15 protein-coding genes are annotated in these 18,042 nt (G+C 73.8%); 4 read left to right on the top strand and 11 right to left on the bottom strand.

Going from position 1 to position 18,042, the window contains the following annotated elements; translation table 11 throughout:
* Positions 1-316: 316 nt before the first annotated feature.
* Positions 317-1,852, bottom strand: coding sequence for an MFS transporter (locus tag ACIOGZ_RS35975; protein WP_400989023.1), 1,536 nt, complete (start codon positions 1,850-1,852; stop codon positions 317-319).
* Positions 1,853-2,017: 165 nt separating this feature from the next.
* Between ACIOGZ_RS35975 and ACIOGZ_RS35970 the strand changes: the two genes are divergently transcribed.
* Positions 2,018-2,740, top strand: a complete 723-nt coding sequence (locus ACIOGZ_RS35970; protein WP_363621495.1) for a TetR/AcrR family transcriptional regulator — start codon at positions 2,018-2,020, stop codon at positions 2,738-2,740.
* A gap of 240 nt (positions 2,741-2,980) precedes the next feature.
* A complete protein-coding gene (locus ACIOGZ_RS35965) occupies positions 2,981-4,405 on the top strand; it encodes an ABC1 kinase family protein (protein WP_400989021.1) in 1,425 nt (474 codons plus the stop codon).
* A 108-nt stretch (positions 4,406-4,513) separates the two neighbouring features.
* Here the strand turns inward: ACIOGZ_RS35965 and ACIOGZ_RS35960 are convergent, their stop codons facing one another.
* The 4 genes from ACIOGZ_RS35960 to ACIOGZ_RS35945 form a co-directional block, all read right to left on the bottom strand.
* The gene (locus ACIOGZ_RS35960) at positions 4,514-4,759 is read right to left on the bottom strand and encodes a hypothetical protein (protein WP_079136258.1); all 246 of its coding nucleotides are present in this window, start codon (positions 4,757-4,759) and stop codon (positions 4,514-4,516) included.
* 149 nt (positions 4,760-4,908) lie between these two features.
* The gene (locus ACIOGZ_RS35955; protein WP_400335999.1) at positions 4,909-5,277 is read right to left on the bottom strand and encodes a WhiB family transcriptional regulator; all 369 of its coding nucleotides are present in this window, start codon (positions 5,275-5,277) and stop codon (positions 4,909-4,911) included.
* 167 nt (positions 5,278-5,444) lie between these two features.
* Positions 5,445-5,891 carry a hypothetical protein gene (locus tag ACIOGZ_RS35950; RefSeq protein WP_400989019.1) on the bottom strand — a complete coding sequence of 149 codons (447 nt, stop codon included), beginning with the start codon at positions 5,889-5,891 and terminating at the stop codon, positions 5,445-5,447.
* A gap of 261 nt (positions 5,892-6,152) precedes the next feature.
* Positions 6,153-8,420, bottom strand: a complete 2,268-nt coding sequence (locus ACIOGZ_RS35945) for an ATP-dependent DNA helicase UvrD2 (protein ID WP_400809880.1) — start codon at positions 8,418-8,420, stop codon at positions 6,153-6,155.
* A gap of 200 nt (positions 8,421-8,620) precedes the next feature.
* On the opposite strand from ACIOGZ_RS35945, the gene ACIOGZ_RS35940 reads away from it, so the two are divergent.
* On the top strand, positions 8,621-8,878 hold the full coding sequence (locus ACIOGZ_RS35940; RefSeq protein ID WP_363586726.1) for a mycoredoxin: 258 nt from the start codon (positions 8,621-8,623) through the stop codon (positions 8,876-8,878).
* 114 nt (positions 8,879-8,992) lie between these two features.
* Here ACIOGZ_RS35940 and ACIOGZ_RS35935 read toward each other — a convergent pair whose 3' ends face one another.
* From ACIOGZ_RS35935 to ACIOGZ_RS35910, 6 genes are all read right to left on the bottom strand, one after another.
* Positions 8,993-9,832 carry a GntR family transcriptional regulator gene (locus tag ACIOGZ_RS35935; protein ID WP_363586727.1) on the bottom strand — a complete coding sequence of 280 codons (840 nt, stop codon included), beginning with the start codon at positions 9,830-9,832 and terminating at the stop codon, positions 8,993-8,995.
* Between the two features lie 210 nt (positions 9,833-10,042).
* A complete protein-coding gene (nudC, locus tag ACIOGZ_RS35930) occupies positions 10,043-10,984 on the bottom strand; it encodes an NAD(+) diphosphatase (RefSeq protein ID WP_363586728.1) in 942 nt (313 codons plus the stop codon).
* A 69-nt stretch (positions 10,985-11,053) separates the two neighbouring features.
* Positions 11,054-12,457 carry a dipeptidase gene (locus tag ACIOGZ_RS35925; protein ID WP_363586729.1) on the bottom strand — a complete coding sequence of 468 codons (1,404 nt, stop codon included), beginning with the start codon at positions 12,455-12,457 and terminating at the stop codon, positions 11,054-11,056.
* A gap of 145 nt (positions 12,458-12,602) precedes the next feature.
* Positions 12,603-15,467, bottom strand: a complete 2,865-nt coding sequence (locus tag ACIOGZ_RS35920) for an FtsX-like permease family protein (RefSeq protein ID WP_400989017.1) — start codon at positions 15,465-15,467, stop codon at positions 12,603-12,605.
* Positions 15,464-16,228 (bottom strand): ABC transporter ATP-binding protein, encoded by a 765-nt coding sequence (locus tag ACIOGZ_RS35915; RefSeq protein WP_363586731.1) that lies wholly within the window; start codon positions 16,226-16,228, stop codon positions 15,464-15,466. Before ACIOGZ_RS35915 ends, ACIOGZ_RS35920 begins: the two co-directional genes overlap by 4 nt.
* 128 nt (positions 16,229-16,356) lie before the next feature.
* On the bottom strand, positions 16,357-16,989 hold the full coding sequence (locus tag ACIOGZ_RS35910; protein WP_063347909.1) for a PadR family transcriptional regulator: 633 nt from the start codon (positions 16,987-16,989) through the stop codon (positions 16,357-16,359).
* 78 nt (positions 16,990-17,067) lie between these two features.
* On the opposite strand from ACIOGZ_RS35910, the gene ACIOGZ_RS35905 reads away from it, so the two are divergent.
* The gene (locus ACIOGZ_RS35905) at positions 17,068-18,039 is read left to right on the top strand and encodes an endonuclease/exonuclease/phosphatase family protein (protein ID WP_363372609.1); all 972 of its coding nucleotides are present in this window, start codon (positions 17,068-17,070) and stop codon (positions 18,037-18,039) included.
* Positions 18,040-18,042: the final 3 nt, after the last annotated feature.

Genomic DNA, 18,042 nt, shown 5'->3' with positions numbered 1-18,042 from the left:
CATGGCCAGGTGAGCCCATGGCCAGGTGAGCCCATGGCCAGGTGAGCCCATGGCCCGCGCCCTGCCTGGGGCAGGGCGCGGGCCATGCAAGGCGGGGATCCGCTGTTGCCAGCGGGAGGTGGTGGGCGGGAGGCGGGGAGGGTGGGGGCGGGGGGGGAGGGGGCCCCAGAGATCAGGCAAAGAACCACGCGCAGGAAGTCGGCCCGTCCGACTTCCTGCGCACCACCACACCACCGCCCCACCCCACCGCACCGAAGGCCGGTGCCCCGGGGGCGCCGGCCTTCACGGCGAGGCGGACCAGCCAGGTCCAGCGAAGTCAGGCGGCGATCCCGGCGTCCTCCACCGACGCCCCGGCCACCGGCTCCCCCGCCGCCGTCCCGGCCTTCCGGTCACGCATCACCAGCGTGGCCACGACCGCCGCCGCCAGCACCCCGATCGCGCTGATCGTGAAGGTCGTCGACATCGCCGAGGTGAAGGCCTCCCGGACGGTCCGGACGAGCCCGGCGTCCCCGTTGGCCAGCGCCAGCGCCCCGCCGACGGAGTGCTTCGCCTCCTCCGGCATCCCGGCGGGCATCTCGGCGGCGAAGCCGCTCGACAGCAGCGAGCCCAGGATCGCGATGCCGAGCGCGGTGCCGGCCTGCTGGATGGTGTCGTTCAGCGCCGAGCCGACGCCCGCCTGCTCCGGCGGGATGGTGCCCATCAGCGCGCCCACCGCCGCCGGCATCGCCAGGCCCGCGCCGAGGCCGAGCAGCCCGAGGGCGACCGCCGGGACGGTGAAGCCGGTGCCGGCGGTGACGGTGGTCAGCAGGGCGAAGGAGGCGGCCATGACGAGCATCCCGGTGAGGATGAGCAGGCGGTTGCCGATCGTGGCGGCGAACTTGGCGCCGACCCCGTTGCCGACCAGGGCGGCGATGGCCAGCGGAACGAACGCGAGGCCCGCCTTGACCGGCGAGTAGCCGAGCACGAACTGCAGGTACTGGGTGAGCACGAGCAGCAGGCCGCCATTGCCGATCTGCACCAGGGTCAGCGACAGCGAGCCCCCGCTGAAGTTGCGGTGCTTGAAGAGCGCCAGCGGGACCATGGGCGCGGAGGTGACGTTCTCCCACACCACGAACCCGCCGAGCGCGAGCACCGCGACGGCCAGGGTGACCAGGGACTGGCCGCCGAAGGCGCCGTGCTGCGGGATCTCGATGATCCACCAGACCAGGGCGGTCATGCCGGCCGCGGACAGCACCGCGCCGAGCGGGTCGGGCTTCTGCCACGGCCCCTTGGACTCCGGCATCAGCAGCAGGCCCGCCAGGATCGCCAGGGCGACGACCGGAACGTTGATGAAGAAGATCGAGTGCCAGGAGAAGTGGTCGATCAGCACGCCGCCGAGGACCGGGCTGCCGACCAGCCCCAGCATCGCCACCGAGCTCCAGGCGGCCATCGCCTTGTTGCGCTCGTCCTCGTCGAAGACGGTGATGAGGATCGACAGCGTCGAGGGCATGATCAGCGATCCGCCGACGCCCATGGCGACCCGTGCCGCGATCACCTCGCCGGGGTTGGTGCAGAAGGTGGCCGCGAGGGAGGCCGCCCCGAAGAGCAGCAGTCCGATGATCATGATCTTCCGGCGGCCGAAGCGGTCCCCGAGGCTGCCGGCGGTGAGCAACAGCCCGGCGAAGACCAGGACATAGGAGTCGAGGATCCACTGGGTGTCCTGGGCGCCGGCGTCGAGGTCCGCCGTCATCGAGGGCACGGCGACCGTGAGCGCCATGCTGTCGACCACCAGGACGAGCGAGCTCAGGCACAGCACGATCAGGATCCACCAGCGGTGCGGGTTGCGGCCCTCGGTCGCGTTGAGCTCTGTCATCAGCCACCCCTCCATTCTGCGCACACCGTTCCCCCGATGCGCACGTCGCTCCTTCGTTGCGCACACTGTACGCACTGCGGAACGGTGTGCGCAACACCCGACTCCTGTACGCTCAATGCGAACGGTGTACGCAGCGAAGCAGGAGCAGAGGGAAGGGGAGCCGCCATGGCCGCCGAAACGAACCCGATCCCGTCCGTGTGGGCCCGTCGGCAGCGCGAGCCCGACCAGCCCGCACTCAGCCGGGCCGCGATCGTCCGCGAGGCGATCACCATGCTGGACGCCGAGGGCATCGAGGCCCTGAGCATGCGCAAGCTGGCCACCCGGCTGAACGCGGGCGCCACCTCCCTGTACCGGCACGTGGCGACCAAGGACGAGCTGATGGAGCTCGCGGTGGACGAGGTCTTCGGCGAGATCACCCTCCCGCCCGCCGACAGCCCCGACTGGCGCGCCGCCGCCACCGAGGCCGCCGGCGCCTTCCGGGCGACGGCCCTGCGCCACCCCTGGCTGTCGTCCGTCCTCGGCCAGGCCGGCCTCGCCTACCTCGGCCCCAACCTGATGTCCTACGGCGAGCGGCTGACCGCCTTCTTCACCTCGGCCGGCTTCCCCGAGCCGGTCCGGGCGATCGACACGGTCATCTCCTACGTCGTCGGCATGAGCACCACGGAGGCGGCCTGGCTCACCACCGTCGCCCGGGCCGGCGAGAGTGAGGCCGCGTTCATCGCCCGGCTGATGCCCGCCGCCCGGGAGGCCACCGCGGGCTTCGCCCACCTCACCGACGCCTACTCGACCGTCTCCGCGGACCCGGACCCGGCCGCCACGCGCGACGCCAAGTTCGCCTACGGCCTCGACGTGGTCCTGGACGGCCTGGCCCTCCGCCTGCCCCGCTGACCCTCCGGTCGGACGACCCCCGGCCGCTCCGCTCAGCGCGCAGCCGCCGTCCGCCCACCACGCCGGGCCGACCGGACCAAGCCGTCCAACTCCCCCGCAAAGGGACAGCGGTCGCGTCCCACGTGCGGGCGCCCCTTCCCCGCCTGGCGAAATACCGGCGGTCGCGGGGTGGGGAGCGGGCACAATGGCCTAGTGATGGTGGGCCGTCCGGTGTCGGGGGGCCAGGGAATGGAGGCCCGGGTGAGCGATCTTCCGCGCAAGGCAGTGACCCGCACGGCACGGCTCGCCGCCCTGCCGCTGGGGATAGCCGGACGCGCCACGCTCGGTCTGGGCAAGCGCATCGGCGGCCGCTCCGCCGAGGTGGTGACGGCCGAGCTCCAGCAGGCCACCGCCGACCAGCTGTTCAAGGTCCTGGGTGAACTCAAGGGCGGAGCCATGAAGTTCGGGCAGGTGCTGTCCGTCTTCGAGGCCGCGCTGCCCGAGGAGGTCGCCGGGCCGTACCGGGCCGCGCTCACCAAGCTGCAGGACGCCGCTCCCCCGATGCCCGCCGCCAAGGTGCACACCGCGCTCGCCCAGCGGCTCGGGGACGGCTGGCGCGAGCTGTTCCGGGAGTTCGACGACCGGCCGGCCGCGGCCGCCTCGATCGGGCAGGTGCACCGGGCCGTCTGGCACGACGGGCGCCGGGTCGCGGTCAAGGTGCAGTACCCGGGCGCGGGTGACGCGCTGCTCGCCGACCTGACGCAACTGAGCCGGGTGGCCTGGCTGTTGGGCCCGCTGATCCCGGGGCTGGACATCAAGCCGCTGATCGCCGAGCTGCGCGAACGGGTGTCGGAGGAGCTGGACTACGAGCTGGAGGCGCAGGCCCAGCGCCGGCACGCCGAGGAGTTCGCCGGCGACCCGGACATCGTGGTGCCCGGCGTGGTGGCGCAGGCCGACCAGGTGCTCGTCTCCGAGTGGATGGACGGCACCCCGCTGGCCGAGGTGATCACGGACGGCACCCAGGAGGAGCGCGACCGTGCCGGGCAGTTGCTGGCCCGGTTCCTGTTCGCGGGCCCGTCCCGGACCGGCCTGCTGCACGCGGACCCGCACCCGGGCAACTTCCGGCTGCTGAAGGACGACGGCCCGGCGTCGGGCTGGCGGCTGGGGGTGCTGGACTTCGGCACGGTGGACCGGCTGCCGGGCGGGCTGCCCGCGCCGATCGGGGCGTCGCTGCGGATGGCCCTGGACGGCGACGCGGCGGGCGTGCTGAAGATGCTGCGCGAGGAGGGCTTCGTCAAGCCCTCGATCGAGCTGGACCCGGACGCGGTGCTGGACTACCTGCGGCCGATCATCGAGCCGGCCGCCGTGGACAGCTTCCACTTCACCCGGGCCTGGATGCGCGCGCAGGCGGCCCGGATCGCCGATCCGCGCTCGCCCGCCTACAACCTGGGCAAGCAGCTGAACCTGCCGCCCGCGTACCTGCTGATCCACCGGGTGACGCTGAGCACCATCGGGGTGCTCTGCCAGCTGGGCGCCCAGGCGCCGTTCCGGGCGGAGATGCTGGCGTGGCTGCCCCAGTTCGCCGGTCGGGAGCCGGCGAAGCCGGCCAACCCAGCGGGGACGGCGAAGCCCGCCGGTCGCAAGTCGGCAGGCGGCAGGCCCGCCAGCCGCACCCGCAAGAGCTGACCGGAACGCCGCCCCCGACGACCGCAGGCCGCTCCCCGTGACGGGGGGCGGCCTGCGGCACGACGGGGGTGGAACGCGGGGAGGCCCCGCACGCGACGACAGCCGCGACTACATCAGGGCGACGGCGATCGCCTTGCGGGCCCGCAGCGAGGCGCGCTCGGCCCGCTGCTTGAGCCGGCGGGCCCGGGCGACCCGGGTGACGAGGCGTTGGTGCTCGGCCTCGTGCAGGCGCTCTTGCATATGGGCCCGGGCCAGGGATTCGTGGAGGAGTTGCATTTCGAGGGTCCTGTTCTGGATCTGAAGTTCGGTGGTCTGCTCAGCGCGGACGGTCGGATCGATGGCGGCGGCGGTCATGTGGTGGTCCTGCTCGTGGTGCGTGCTCGGGAAGGGGGCTGGCCGGGATGCGTCGGCCTTGGCGGCGGCGATCCGGACGGAACGGCGGAGGGAGCTGTCCAGCAGGGGCTGCTCTCCCCGGCGGACGGCCCTGGCGCCGTGGGCGGGGTTCACGCCATGACCTCGGTCTTGCGCGGACGGCCACGCGGCCGCTTGCGGGCCACGACGACGCCCTGGACGAAGAGCTCGCCACCCCAGACGCCCCACGGCTCGCGCCGCTCCAGCGCACCGGTCAGACAGGCGTCCTTGACCGGGCAGGTGCCGCAGAGGGACTTCGCGTACTCGACGTCGGCGGGCGTCTCGGCGAAGAAGACCTCGGGGTCGAAGGCGCGGCAGGGGATGGGGAGCCCGAGCGCCTCGGCCTGCTCGATGGAGCTGATCTGCATGGAAGGAACCTCCGGGGGGTCGGCCTGGTCGGCCTTGGTGATCTGGCTTGTCGGCGGTACGGACGGGATGGGCGGCGTGATGACCGTGGACACTGTGGCGTCTTCCTCGTCTTCTCAGTGGTTCCGGCCCAGATGGCTGGTGGGTCTGGGCCGGAGGCCCCGGGGGGCCTGGGTGGTCTTGCGTACCGGACAAAACAGAAGGGCCGCGGATCCCGGTGTGACGGGTTCCGCGGCCCTGGAGGTGCCGACCTGAGGCTTACTCAGGTTCGTTCTCTCCAGGGTTCAGGCCCGCGGAAGGCCCGCATCCGGACGGCCGTGGCGCCCGCAAAGGCGGCCATGGCCTGGTTAATCTGCTGCTCGTTCTGCTTCTGGGTGCTTCCGGCACCGACGACCTGCGCATAGTCGCCATGCATGGCGGCTGCTACGACTGCCTTCGGTGCCTGGGTCGGTCGCTCATCACGCAGGGAGCGCGACGTACCGAACGACGCCCAGTCGCCGGACAGACCGGCCTCGACGGAGGTGCCTTCGACGTTCCTGCCGCCCGCGGCGCAGACATCAGTGTGTCCAAGGCCACTGACAGCGGGGACGACGGAGACACCGGTGGTGTCGAGACCCAGACCGGTTCCACCGAGCTCGGCGAGCGCCCGCAGACGGGCGGCACGCAGGGAGGCAGCAACAACGGTCTGGCCAGTCATTTTGGTGATCATGATGTTTCCCACTGTCATCGCCTCCTCTCGGCGTCTCGCGGAGCCAGGTCGCCCCGGTTCCGAATGTTCGGATGTCTGTCTCGGTGAAGCTGTTGGGTGCAGGGGATTCGGCACAGGTGTCACCCCGTGCGATCTCGTCCCCTTGACCGCTCCGGCAGGCTATTGCGCTCCCGGTATGCCGCGCAAACTATTTTTCACGGCGGGTTCGGATGTCCCCCGAGCGGCCCCCGGGAGACTCCCCTGGACCGCGCCCGGACCGGCTCACGCCGGATCGACCGGCTCGCCGTCCTCGACGCCGTCCGGATCCTCCTCGGGCTCCTCCCCCGCACACAACGAGAGCACGGCCGCCCCGTACTTGTCCAGCTTCATCGCGCCGACCCCGGAGATCACGGCCAGCTCCTGGCGGCTGGCCGGCACGTCCTCGGCGATGGCCATCAGCGTGGCGTCGGTGAACACCACGTAGGCCGGCGCCCCCTGCTTCTTGGCCTGGCGGGCCCGCCACTCGCGCAGCCGCTCGTACAGCGCCTCGTCCATGGTGGACGGGCAGCTCTCGCAGCGGCGCAGCTTGCGCTCGACCGCCTCGGTGAGCACCTTCTCGCAGACCCGGCACTTGACCGGGCCGCGGACCCGCCGTCCGGCGGAGCGCTCGCCGGGCTCCACGCCCCCGCGCCCGCCCCGCCCGCCGGTGCGTGCGCCGGGGGCGCTGGAACCGGGGCGCAGCCCGTCCAGGAAGCGGCTGGGCTTGCGGCTGGCCCGGCCGCCCGGGGAGCGGCTGAGCGCCCAGGAGAGGGAGAGGTGCTTGCGGGCCCGGGTGACGCCGACGTAGAGGAGTCGGCGCTCCTCCTCGATCTGCTCGTCGGTCTTGGCGTAGATGATCGGCAGGGTGCCCTCGGTGAGGCCGACGAGGAAGACGGCGTCCCATTCGAGGCCCTTGGCGGCGTGCAGCGAGGCGAGGGTGACGCCTTCGACGGCGGGGGCGTGCTGGGCGGCGGCGCGGGCGTCGAGTTCGGCGACGTAGGCGGCGAGGTCGGCGCTGTGGCCGGCGGCGGTGCGGGTGCGCTCGAACTCCTCGGCGAGCCGGACGAGGGCGGCGAGGGACTCCCAGCGGTCGCGCACGGCGCCGGAGCCGGCGGGCGGTTCGGCGGTGAAGCCGCGGGCGGCGAGGACGGCGCGGACCTGGCCGGCCAGGTCGGGGGCGTCGGCGGTGAGCGGGTCGGCGCCGGCCCGGGCGGCGCCGCGCAGCAGGACGCCGGCGTCGCGGACCTCGGGGCGTTCGAAGAACCGCTCGGCGCCCTTGAGCTGGTAGGGGACGCCGAGGTCGGCGAGGGCCTGCTCGTAGACCTCGGACTGGCCGTTGGTGCGGAACAGGACGGCGACCTCGCTGGCGCGCACGCCGGTGGCGAGCAGGTCCTTGATCCGGCGGGCGGTGGTCTCGGCCTCGGTGGGTTCGTCCTCGTACTCGGTGTAGACGGGTTCGGGGCCGGCCTCGCGCTGGGAGACGAGTTCGAGGCGGTGGCGGGCGGCCTCGCCGCGGGCCTGGCTGAGCAGTCCGTTGGCGAGGTGGACGACCTGCGGGGTGGAGCGGTAGTCGCGGACCAGCTTGACGACCGTGGCCTCGGGGTGGCGGGTGCGGAAGTTGAGCAGGTAGTCGGGGGTGGCGCCGGTGAAGGAGTAGATGGTCTGGCTGGCGTCGCCGACGACGCAGAGGCTGGCCCCGCCGCCGGGGCCGGTCCACTGGTCGAGCAGCCGCTGCTGGAGCGGGGAGACGTCCTGGTACTCGTCGACGGTGAAGTGCCGGTACTGGGAGCGGACCTGGTCCGCGATGTCGGGGCGGTCCTCCAGGATGGCGGCGGTGAGCAGCAGGACGTCCTCGAAGTCGATGACGCCGCGGCGGCTCTTGGTCTCCTCGTAGACGCGGTAGACCTGGGCGGTCTCGGCCGGGTCGCGGGGGGCGTCGCGGCCGGACTTCTGGACGGCGGCGGGGTAGTCGTCGGGGCCGAGCTGGGTGACCTTGGCCCACTCGATCTCGGCGGTGAGGTCGCGCAGTTCGGTGCGCTGGACGCGCAGGCCGCAGCGGCCGGCGGATTCGGCGACGAGCTGGACCTTGCGTTCGAGCAGCTGGGGCACGGGGCCGCCGACGGCGCGCGGCCAGAAGTACTGGAGCTGGCGCAGCGCGGCGGCGTGGAAGGTGCGGGCCTGGACGCCGTCGGCGCCGAGTTGGCGCAGCCGGCCGCGCATCTCGCCGGCGGCGCGGGCGGTGAAGGTGACGGCGAGGACCTGCTGGGGCTGGTACACGCCGCTGCGCACGCCGTAGGCGATCCGGTGGGTGATGGCGCGGGTCTTGCCGGTGCCGGCGCCGGCGAGGACGCAGACGGGCCCGTGCAGGGCGGTGGCGACGGCGCGCTGTTCGGGGTCGAGCCCGGCGAGCACGGCGTCGGGGCCCGTGGCGGCGGTGGGGTCGGCCCAGAGGGAGCCGTGGGGGCCGTCGGACGGGCTGCCGCTCAAGAGGTCTTCCTGCATGCTTTCCATCCTCTCAGCCCGCTGGGACAACGGGGGCGGGGTTGTCCACAGGCACGGTGTGATCGCAGGATGATCGCTGCGCACCGGGGCGCGCGGGGCCGTTCGGGCGCCGTCGTGGTGCGACGGAGCGTGGCCGTGCGGAATGACCGTCGCGCGGTGGGCGTTCCTGCCCTGAGACCGTACGCCCTCTTCCTGAAGGAGCCTCCTCGATGTCCGGCAGCGTGACGATGTACAGCACGACCTGGTGCGGGTACTGCAACCGACTCAAGAGCCAGCTGGACCGGGAGGGGATCGGCTACACGGAGGTCAACATCGAGGAGGACCCGGCGTCGGCGTCGTTCGTCGAGTCGGTCAACGGCGGCAACCAGACCGTGCCGACGGTGCTGGTGACGCCGAACGCCGGCGGCGAGCGGGTCGTGATGACCAACCCGAGCCTGCTCCAGGTGAAGAAGGCCCTCGGGGTCTGAGTGGTCCGAACGGCCTGAGCGGTCCGCGCGACCCGAGCGGCCCGCATGGTCCGTGCTGCCCGAGCGGGCTTGAACGGCCCGGCCGGGCCGGCCCGGGGTCCGGGCCGGCGCGCGTCACTGCGCGTCGGCCCTGGCGGGGTCGACGGGTGCGGCGGGCGCGGGCAGGGTGGCGCGCGCGCCGAGGTCGCCGATGCCGTAGACGAGCCGGCTGCGGTCGGCCGAGTAGCGGGTCTCGATGACCCGGACGGGCCCGCGCCGGTCGTAGGTGACGCGGGTCTGGACCATCAGCGGCACGCCGGGGCCGCCCTGGAACCACTGGGCCTCCTCGGGGCCGGGCATCCGGGCGACCAGGTGGTCGACGGCGCCGATCTCGGTGCGGCCGAGTTCGTCGAGGACGGCCTCGTCGCCGCCCTCGACCGGGTCGGGTTCCATCAGCGGGGTGCCGGCGGCGAGTCCGGCCCGGTAGTGGCTCTCCTCGATGGAGTACGGCTCGCGGTCGAGCAGGCGCAGTTGGCGGCGGACCACGATGGCCTCGCCGGGGCGCAGTCCGAGCCGTTCGGCGATGTCGACCCGGGCCCGGACGATCATCATCTCGAAGTCGGTGGTGAGTTCGCGGCCGGCCTCGGCGGCCTCGCCGAGGTAGACGGCGGAGGGCACGGCCAGGCAGTCCCGGGGGGCGGGGGCCAGGGTGGGGCCGTAGGCGCGGTGGTCCAGGACGGGATGTTCCCGCAGGTAGGTGCCCTTGCCCTGGAGGCGGACCAGGCGGCCTTCGTTGACCAGGACGTCGACGGCGAGCCGGACGGTGTTGCGGGCGACTCCGTACTGGCGTTCCAGTTCGCTCTCGACCGGGAGTGCGGCGTCGGCGGTGAACTCGCCCTCGGCGATCCGGCGGCGCAGGTCGGCGGCGAGACGCTGGTATTTGGGGGATTGGGCGGTGCCCCGGGGGATTGTCACCCGAGTGAATGTAGCGAGCGCGATGGCGGGGTTTCAGCCGTTTCCGGCAATGTCGTCCGCGCGGGTTGACGACGGCTTCGGGACGGCGGGCGGTGGTAGCAGAACTGGCCCGTCCGGCCACGAACATCCGATCGTGGCGGATTCGGAAAGGAAGGGAAAAGAAAAACGGGGGCGCGCGGGATAACCCGCACGCCCCCCATTCGTCGGGGATTACCAGCGCGCCGCCGACGGCAGCGGTCCGCCATACCAGAGCTCGACCAGGTGGCGCGCGATCGAGATCCCGGAGGGCGGCAGGATCTCCCCCGCCTCCATCCCGGCCCGCAGCTCCTCGCGGGAGAACCAGCGCGCCTCGGCCAGTTCCTCGCCGTCCACGGTGATCGCCGTGCCGCCCGGCAGCGCCCGGCCCGTGAAGCCGAGCATCAGGCTCGACGGGAAGGGCCAGGGCTGGCTGGCGACGTAGCGCACCTCGCCGACCTGCACGCCGGCCTCCTCGTGCACCTCGCGCACCACCGCCTGCTCGATCGACTCCCCCGGCTCGACGAAGCCGGCCAGGGTGGACCAGCGGCCCTCCGGCCACAGCGCCTGGCGGCCGAGCAGGCAGCGGTCCTGCTCGTCGGTGATCACCATGATCACCGCCGGGTCGGTGCGCGGGTAGTGCTCGGCCGCACAGGAGGTGCAGCGCCGCACGTGCCCGGCGCCGGCCTTCTCGGTCGGGTGCCCGCAGCGCGAGCAGAAGCTGTGCAGCCGGTGCCAGTGCTCCAGCGCCACGGCGTGCACCAGCAGTCCGGCGTCCCGGTCCGACAGCAGCGCGCCGACCTCGCGCAGTCCGGCCGGGCGGGCGTCGCCGTCCAGCCGCCCGGGCAGGCTCTCACCGGCCAGCGCGAAGTACGAGACGCCGTCCTCGTCGGTGCCGAGGAAGTACCGGTCCCCGGTCTGCGGCGCCTCGAAGGAGGGCATCAGCACGAGTTCGGTGCCCTGCGCGGTGTCGACGACGAACGCCTCGCCGCCGGCGATCGGCAGCACCCGGGTGGCCGGGTGGCTCCAGGCGGCGGCCAGCCAGGGCTCGTCGAGCCGGTGCTCGGCCGCCCGGTCCACCCCGGCCCGGGCCAGTGCCAGGTTCAGTGGGCGTTCGGTCTCAGGCACGGTGCTCACTTCGTTCCATCCCCACGTGATGAATCATCCGGATGAGTGATCTGACTGCCATGGTGTGCCCGCGCGGGGTCACGCGCCGGGCCGGAAGTTCTCGGCCAGGTCCCCCCACAGGTACGCGGCCGTCTCCACGCCCTTGGCCAGCAGGTCCAGTTCGACCTTCTCGTTGACCGAGTGCCAGCCGTCCGAGGGCACCGAGATGCCGAGGAACAGCACCGGCGCGCCGAGCACGTCCTGGAGGTCGGCGGCCGGGCCGGAGCCGCCCTCGCGGGTGAAGAGGATCTTCTGCCCGAAGGCCCGGCCCATGGCGCGGACGGTGGACTGCAGCGCCGGGTGGTCCAGCGGGGTCAGGCAGGGCCGGGTCGCGCCCGGGAAGGTCAGCTCGTGGCGGACGCCCTCGGGCACCCGCGCGGCCACCCACTCCCGGACGGCCTCGCGCACCTTCTCCACCTCCTGCCCGGCGACCAGCCGGAAGGACAGCTTGAGGTGCGCCGAGGACGGCACGATGGTCTTGCCGCCGGGGCCGGTGTAGCCGCCCCAGAGGCCGTTGACCTCGGCGGTCGGGCGGGCCCAGACCCGCTCCAGGGTGGAGTAGCCGGCCTCGCCCCGGGTGCCGTACGACTTGGCGACCCTGAGCCACTGCGCCTCGTCGAAGGGCAGTTCGGCGAACAGCTCGCGCTCGCGGTCGGTCAGCTCGATCACGCCGTCGTAGAAGCCCGGGATGTCCACCCGGCGGTCGGCGTCGTGCAGGCCGGCCGCCAGCTCGGCGGCGACCTGCGCCGGGTTGGGGACGGCGCCGCCGAAGGAGCCGGAGTGGATGTCGGTGTCCGGGCCGTACAGGTCGATCTGGGCGTCGGCCAGGCCCCGCATGCCGGTGCAGACGGTCGGCGTGGTCTCGGACCACATGCCGGTGTCCGAGATGACCACCACGTCGGCGGCCAGCCGCCCGGCCTCGCGCCGGACCAGGTCGGCGAAGTGCGGCGAGCCGGACTCCTCCTCGCCCTCGATCAGCAGCTTGAGGTTGACGGCCGGCGCGGTGCGGCCGGTCGCGGCCAGGTGGGCGCGCACGCCCAGGGTGTGGAAGAACACCTGGCCCTTGTCGTCGGCCGCGCCGCGGGCGAACAGCCGTCCGCCGACCACGGTCGGGGTGAACGGCTCCGTGTCCCAGCCGTCCTCCTTGGCAGCGGGCTGCACGTCGTGGTGCCCGTAGACCAGGACGGTCGGCGCGGACGAGTCCCCGGAGGGCCACTCGGCGAACACCGCCGGCAGGCCGTCGGTCTCCCACACCTCGGCCACCGGGAAGCCGGAGTCGCGCAGCTTGGCGGCCAGCCACTCGGCGGAGCGCCGCACGTCGCCGGCGCGGGCCGGGTCGGCGGAGACCGAGGGAATGGCCAGCCACTCGGAGAGGTCGGCGAGGAAGCCGGCCTGGTGCTGGTCGATGAAGGAGCGGACGACGCTGTCCGGAGTTCTCGTCATACGGACGACTTTAGTTCGCCCGTGCGGGTGCCCGCCCCGGCCGTCCGGCTGCCGGGCGCCGTCGGGGCTGTAACCTCCGTCACCCCCGCCCGCGCCCCCGGAGTGGAGGGGGCGCGGACGGGGGTGACGGGAGGGTGCGCGAACCTCAGCCGGAGCGGCGCAGCAGGGAGATCCGCGAGCGGGTGAGCAGCGCGGCCAGGCCCGCCGCGAGCACCGGCAGCGCCACCACGGTGACCGCGATGGTGAGCCACGGGAGGACCACGACCGAGTTGTTGGCGATCGTCTCGGCGCTCATCCCGGGGACGGAGGTCGCCACGCCCTGGACCTTGCGCAGGGCCACCGCCGGCACGATCCCGCAGACGGTGCCGAGGAGGGTGCCCATGGCGGCGATCACCCCGCACTGGAAGCCGGAGAGCGTGCGCCGGATCCGGGGCTCGGCGCCGACCGCCGCGAGGGTGGTCAGGTCGCGCTGGGAGTCGGCGGCGGCGAGTCCGGTGGCGATGCCGGCCGCGCCGAGGGCGACGATGCCGGCGAAGATCGACAGGCCGAGGCCGATCAGGTCGGACCTGGACTGGTAGCCGCGCTCGATCGAGAGGACGTCCTGGTCGGTGAGCTTGGCCAGCGCCCCGTTGGCCTTCTGCTGGGCGCCGTCGGAGGGCGAGCTGTCGGGCAGCCAGACCGAGCCGGCCGGGGAGGTGGTGAGGCCGAGCCGGGTGGCGGTGTCGGGGCTGATCACGGCCTGGCCGCTGGCCGGCACCACCGCGGACGCGAGGACGGCGTCGACGGAGATCTCGGTGTGGCCGCGCTTCCGGGGGGACGGCCCGTCGGTCTCCTCCATCGGATCGTTCAACCCGACCGCGACCTTGCCGTCCTTGAGGTACTTCGCGTCGAAGACCACGGCCTTGCCGGCGGCGAGGGCCTGCCCGGCGGCCGGGTCGGTGACGCCGTAGAGGTTGCGCAGCAGGGTGGCGTCGCCCGCGGAGAGGTTGCTGAAGTGGTTGCCGCGGTGGCCGATGCCCTGGCAGCGCGGGTCGGTGCCGAGGATGCGTTCCGTCTCGTCGGTGCTGCGCTCGGTGTCGTCGAGGGCGGGGCAGCGCAGTTCCTTGGGCAGTTCGACCTGGATGTAGCCGCAGCCGCTGCCGCCGTCGGCGCAGTCGCCCTTGTAGTCGACGCGCTGGATGTCGGCGCGCGATCCGAGGGCGGGGATGTTGCGTTCCACCGCGTCGCGCATCTGCGGCAGCAGCTTGCCCTCGGAGGCGGGCAGCCATCCGCTGCCGAGCATGACGGCGCCGGAGGGGGCGGCGGCGGTGTACTCGCGGCGGTTCCCCTCGTCGTAGCTGGCGAGGTAGACGCTGACCGCGACGGTGCCGGCGACGGCGGCCATCACGGCGGCGACGGCGGGCGCGGTGCGGCCGCGGTGGCGCACCGAGTCGCGCAGGGCGAGCCGGGGGCCGAGCGAGAGCCAGCGGCCGAGCCGGCCGAACAGGCCGACCAGGTAGGGCGTCAGGGCGACCATGCCGAGTTCGGCGACGGCCGAGCCACCGAGGACGGACAGGCTGCGGTTGGCGAAGCCGCTGGTGGCGCCGAGCAGGGCGAGCGCGGAGCCGCCGCCGAGCATCAGCAGGCCGAGCAGGGCGAGCTTGCGGCTCGGGGGCTTGAGCGAGTCGCGGCCGGTGAGCGCGGCGACGACGTCCTGGCGGGAGGCCTGGACGGCGGGCACGACGGCGGCGAGCAGGCCGGTGACCAGGCCGACCAGGAGCACGCCGAGCAGGTCGAGCGGCTGGAGGTTGAAGTGGCCGAAGCGCTGGCCGGCGTACTCCTCGGCCCGGGTGCGCAGCAGGGCGACCAGGCCGATGCCGAGTCCGAGGCCGACGACGGCGCCGGTGATGCCGAGGACGATGCCGCCGCCGAGGACGACGGCGCGGATGTTGGCGCGCTCACCGCCGCCGGCGGCGAGCAGTCCGAGCTGCCGCCGGGAGCGCCTGGCCCCGACGGCGAAGGCGGGGCCCGCGAGGAGGACGATCTCCAGCAGGGCCATGCCGACGACGGTGGCGAGGATGACGACGGAGGTGCGGTCGAGGTACCCGGGGGTGGGGCCGCCGTGCTTGTCGGCCTCGACGTAGTAGGGGACGTCGGCGCGGGCCGGCGGGTCGAGCAGGACGGCGCGGGAGGCGAGGGTGAAGCCGTAGCCGCCCAGTTCGGTGACCTTGGGCCAGTCCAGGCTGCCGGCGGGGAGCTTGACGAGCCAGCGGGTGGGCGCGTCGGTGCCGGCGTTGCGGCTGCGGTCGGCGCCGGGGAGCTTGGCGATCTTGCCGATCAGGGTGTCGGGCCGGGCGATGATCTCGGTGGCCGTCAGTTCACCGGGGTACTCGACGACGCCGGTGATGGTGAAGGGGGTGTCCTCCAGGCCGCGGACGGCGGTCTGGTCGCCGATCTTGAGGCCGGAGCGGGTGAGGAAGTCCCGGGTGACGGCGGCTTCGCCGTCGGTGGCGGGGGCGCGGCCCTTGACCAGGTCGACCCGGCCCTTCCAGACCGGGTCGGTGAGGTCCAGCTCGGTGGTCCGGGTGCTGAGCAGGCCCTGGGAGCTGCCGGCGGCGGTGTAGGGGCCCTGCCGCTCGGGCACGAGGACGGTGCCGGGCGGGAGCAGCTGCTTCGCCAGTTCGACGGGTTCGGTGTCGAGGCTGCGCCGCTGGGCGGGGGTGTACTGGGGGGCGGCGCCGTTCTTCGCCTCGTCCTTGGCGCTCCTGGTGGACATTCCCTTGTCGGGGTCGGGCGCCTGGAGGACGATGGCGCCGCGTTCGAGCATCTGCAGTTCGCCGTCGGCCTGGCCCATGACGCGCACGACGTGTTCGGCGGGTTCGAGGTCGGCGCTGCGGAAGACCACGTCGGCGCCGGTGACGCCGAGGACGGGCAGTGCGACCATGGCGACCACCAGGGCGCTGCGGCCCTTGGCGCGCAGGGCGTCGCGGCGGGCGATGCGCAGGGCGACCCGCCAGGCGCTGAGCTTCACTCGTCCACCTTCATGCTGTTGGTGGCGGCGCTGACGAGCAGGCTGGCGGCGTCCTGGCTGACGCTCTCGTCGACCATGCGGCCGTCGCGCAGGAAGACCACGCGGTCGGCCCAGGCGGCGTGCCGGGCCTCGTGCGTGACCATCATGGCGGCGGCGCCGGCGTCGCAGCGGGCGCGCAGGACGGCGAGGACGGCCTCGCCGGTGGTGGAGTCGAGGGCGCCGGTGGGCTCGTCGGCGAGGACGAGGCGGCGGTCGCCGATGAGGGCGCGGGCGATGGCGACGCGCTGCTGCTGGCCGCCGGACATGTCGTCGGGGAAGCGGTCGGCGAGCTCGGGGATGCCGAGCTCCTCCAGGGCGGCGAGCGCCTCGCGGCGGGCGGCGCGGGCGGAGAGGCCGTCGAGTTCGCGCGGCAGCGAGATGTTCTCGCCGGCGGTGAGGGCCGGTATCAGGTTGTAGTCCTGGAAGACGTAGCCGATGGAGCGGCGGCGGACCTGGGCGAGCCGCTTGCGGTTGAGCCCGCCGAGGGCGACGCCCTCGACGAGGACCTGGCCGGTGGTCGGGGTGTCCAGTCCGCCGGCGAGGGTGAGGAGCGTCGACTTGCCGGAGCCGGACGGGCCCATGACGGCGACGAACTCGCCGGGGTGGACCTTGAGGTCGATGCCGCGCAGGGCTTGGACCTCCGCGGCGCCTTGGCCGTGGACTCGGGTGACGTTCTCCAGGTGCAGTACCGGCGTCTGCCGGGCCGGGTCGGTGTGGGACATGGTTCCCCCCTTGTGCTGGTGGTGGGCTCGGCGTCGGGTCCGGGCCGGTGGTTCGGGCGGGCCGTCGCGGTCAGGTGCGCGAGCGGCGGCCGTCGCGGGGGCAGGTGCGCGAGCGACGGCGGGCGGGGTCAGGTGCGCGAGCGGCGGCGGGCGGGCCGGGCGGCCGTGGCGCCGCCGTCGCGGGCGGCTTCGGCGGCGCGGGCCTGTTCGGTCTCCGCGTGCTGGTGGAGCCGGGTCTCGCAGTGGTCGAGCCAGCGGATCTCGGCCTCGGTCTGGAAGATCAGCTGGTCGAGGACGAGCAGCCAGGCCAGGTCGTTGCTCGCGGAGGGCGCGATGCCGGGCCGTGACTCCCCCGCCAGCGCGCGGCCCTTGAGCCGGGTGTAGTCCTGGAGCGCCTTGATGCTGTGGCGGCGCTGGCCCTGGACGACGGCGGAGACGTCCACCCCGGGGACGGTGACGGCCATGGCGAGCTTGATGGCCAGTTCGTCGCGCGGGGGGTTGGTCCGGGGCACCGGGGTGTCGAACCAGGCCCGCAGCTCGGTGCGTCCCTCTTCGGTGACGGCGTAGAACTGGTGGCCCTCGTCGTCCTCTCCGGCGGGCTCGACCAGGCCGTCCCGCTCCAGTCGGGACAGCGTCGTGTAGACCTGCCCGACGTTGAGCGGCCAGGTGGCGCCGGTGCGCGCCTCGAACTCGGTGCGCAGTTGGTAGCCGTAGCGCGGGCCCTGGTCGAGCAGGGCGAGCAGGCCGTGTCGGATGGACATACTCAGTATGTATACCCGGTATGCCCCACGGGCTCAAGCCGCGCCCCCTCCCCCGGCGAGCGGGTACCGTCGTGCGGTGTGAGCCAGTTGCGCATCGCCACCTTCAACCTGCTGCACGGTCAGCCGCTCGCCCCGGACGGCGCCCCGCGGCCCTACCCCGCCGACGCCGGCGGGCCGCTGGCGGAGGCGGTGGCCGCGCTGGACGCCGACGTACTGGCCCTCCAGGAGGTGGACCGCCACCAGTCCCGCTCGGGCGGCACCGACCAGGCCGCGGTGGCCGCCAAGGCCATGGGGGCCGCCGACTGGCGGTTCGCCGCCGCCCTGCACGGGCGCCCGGCGCCGGTCGCGGGCTGGGTGCCGGAGCCCTCCGTGCCCGGCGGCCTGCGGGTGTACGGGCCCGGCGACGTCGGCGACGGCGCCCCGCCCTCGTACGGCACCGCGCTGCTGACCCGGCTGCCGGTGCGGCACTGGCGGGCCCGCCGGTTCGCCCCGGCCCCGTTCGGACTGCCACTGCGGGTGGCCGGCCGGCGCGGGCTCACCCCGGTGCCGGACGAGCCGCGGGCGGCGCTGGCGGCCGTGCTGGAGGGCGACCACGGCCCGTTCACCGTGGTGGCGGCGCACCTGTCCTTCGTCCCCGGGTGGAACATGGCGCAGCTGGCCGGCATCCGGCGGTGGATCGCGGACCTGCCGCAGCCGTACCTGGTGCTGGGCGACTTCAACCTGGTCGGCGCGGTGCCGCGCACCGTCCTCGGCGGGGCGACCGCACTGGAGCGCACCGCTCCCCGGGCACGGGTCCGGGAGCTGCGGGCGGCCCGGCGGGCCCGGCCGGCCCTGGCCGAGCCGCGCCGGCGCCGGGTGCGCGAGCCCCGCCCCCGTCTGCAGGGCTGGTACGACCTGGCCCGCACCCCGACGTACCCCTCGCACCGCCCGGCGGTGCAGTTCGACCACGTGCTGGCGGTCGGCGTGCCGCGCGCCGCGGTCGGCCCGGCGGCGGCGCCGCGCGCGGCGGTGTCGGACCACCGGCCGCTGCTGGTGGAGGTCTCGCTCTAGTAC

Source organism: Kitasatospora sp. NPDC088160 (genome assembly GCF_044741445.1).
Classification (GTDB): Bacteria; Actinomycetota; Actinomycetes; order Streptomycetales; family Streptomycetaceae; genus Kitasatospora.
Note: the sequence above shows the minus strand (reverse complement) of the source record. Positions and strands in the feature narration are given on the sequence as shown.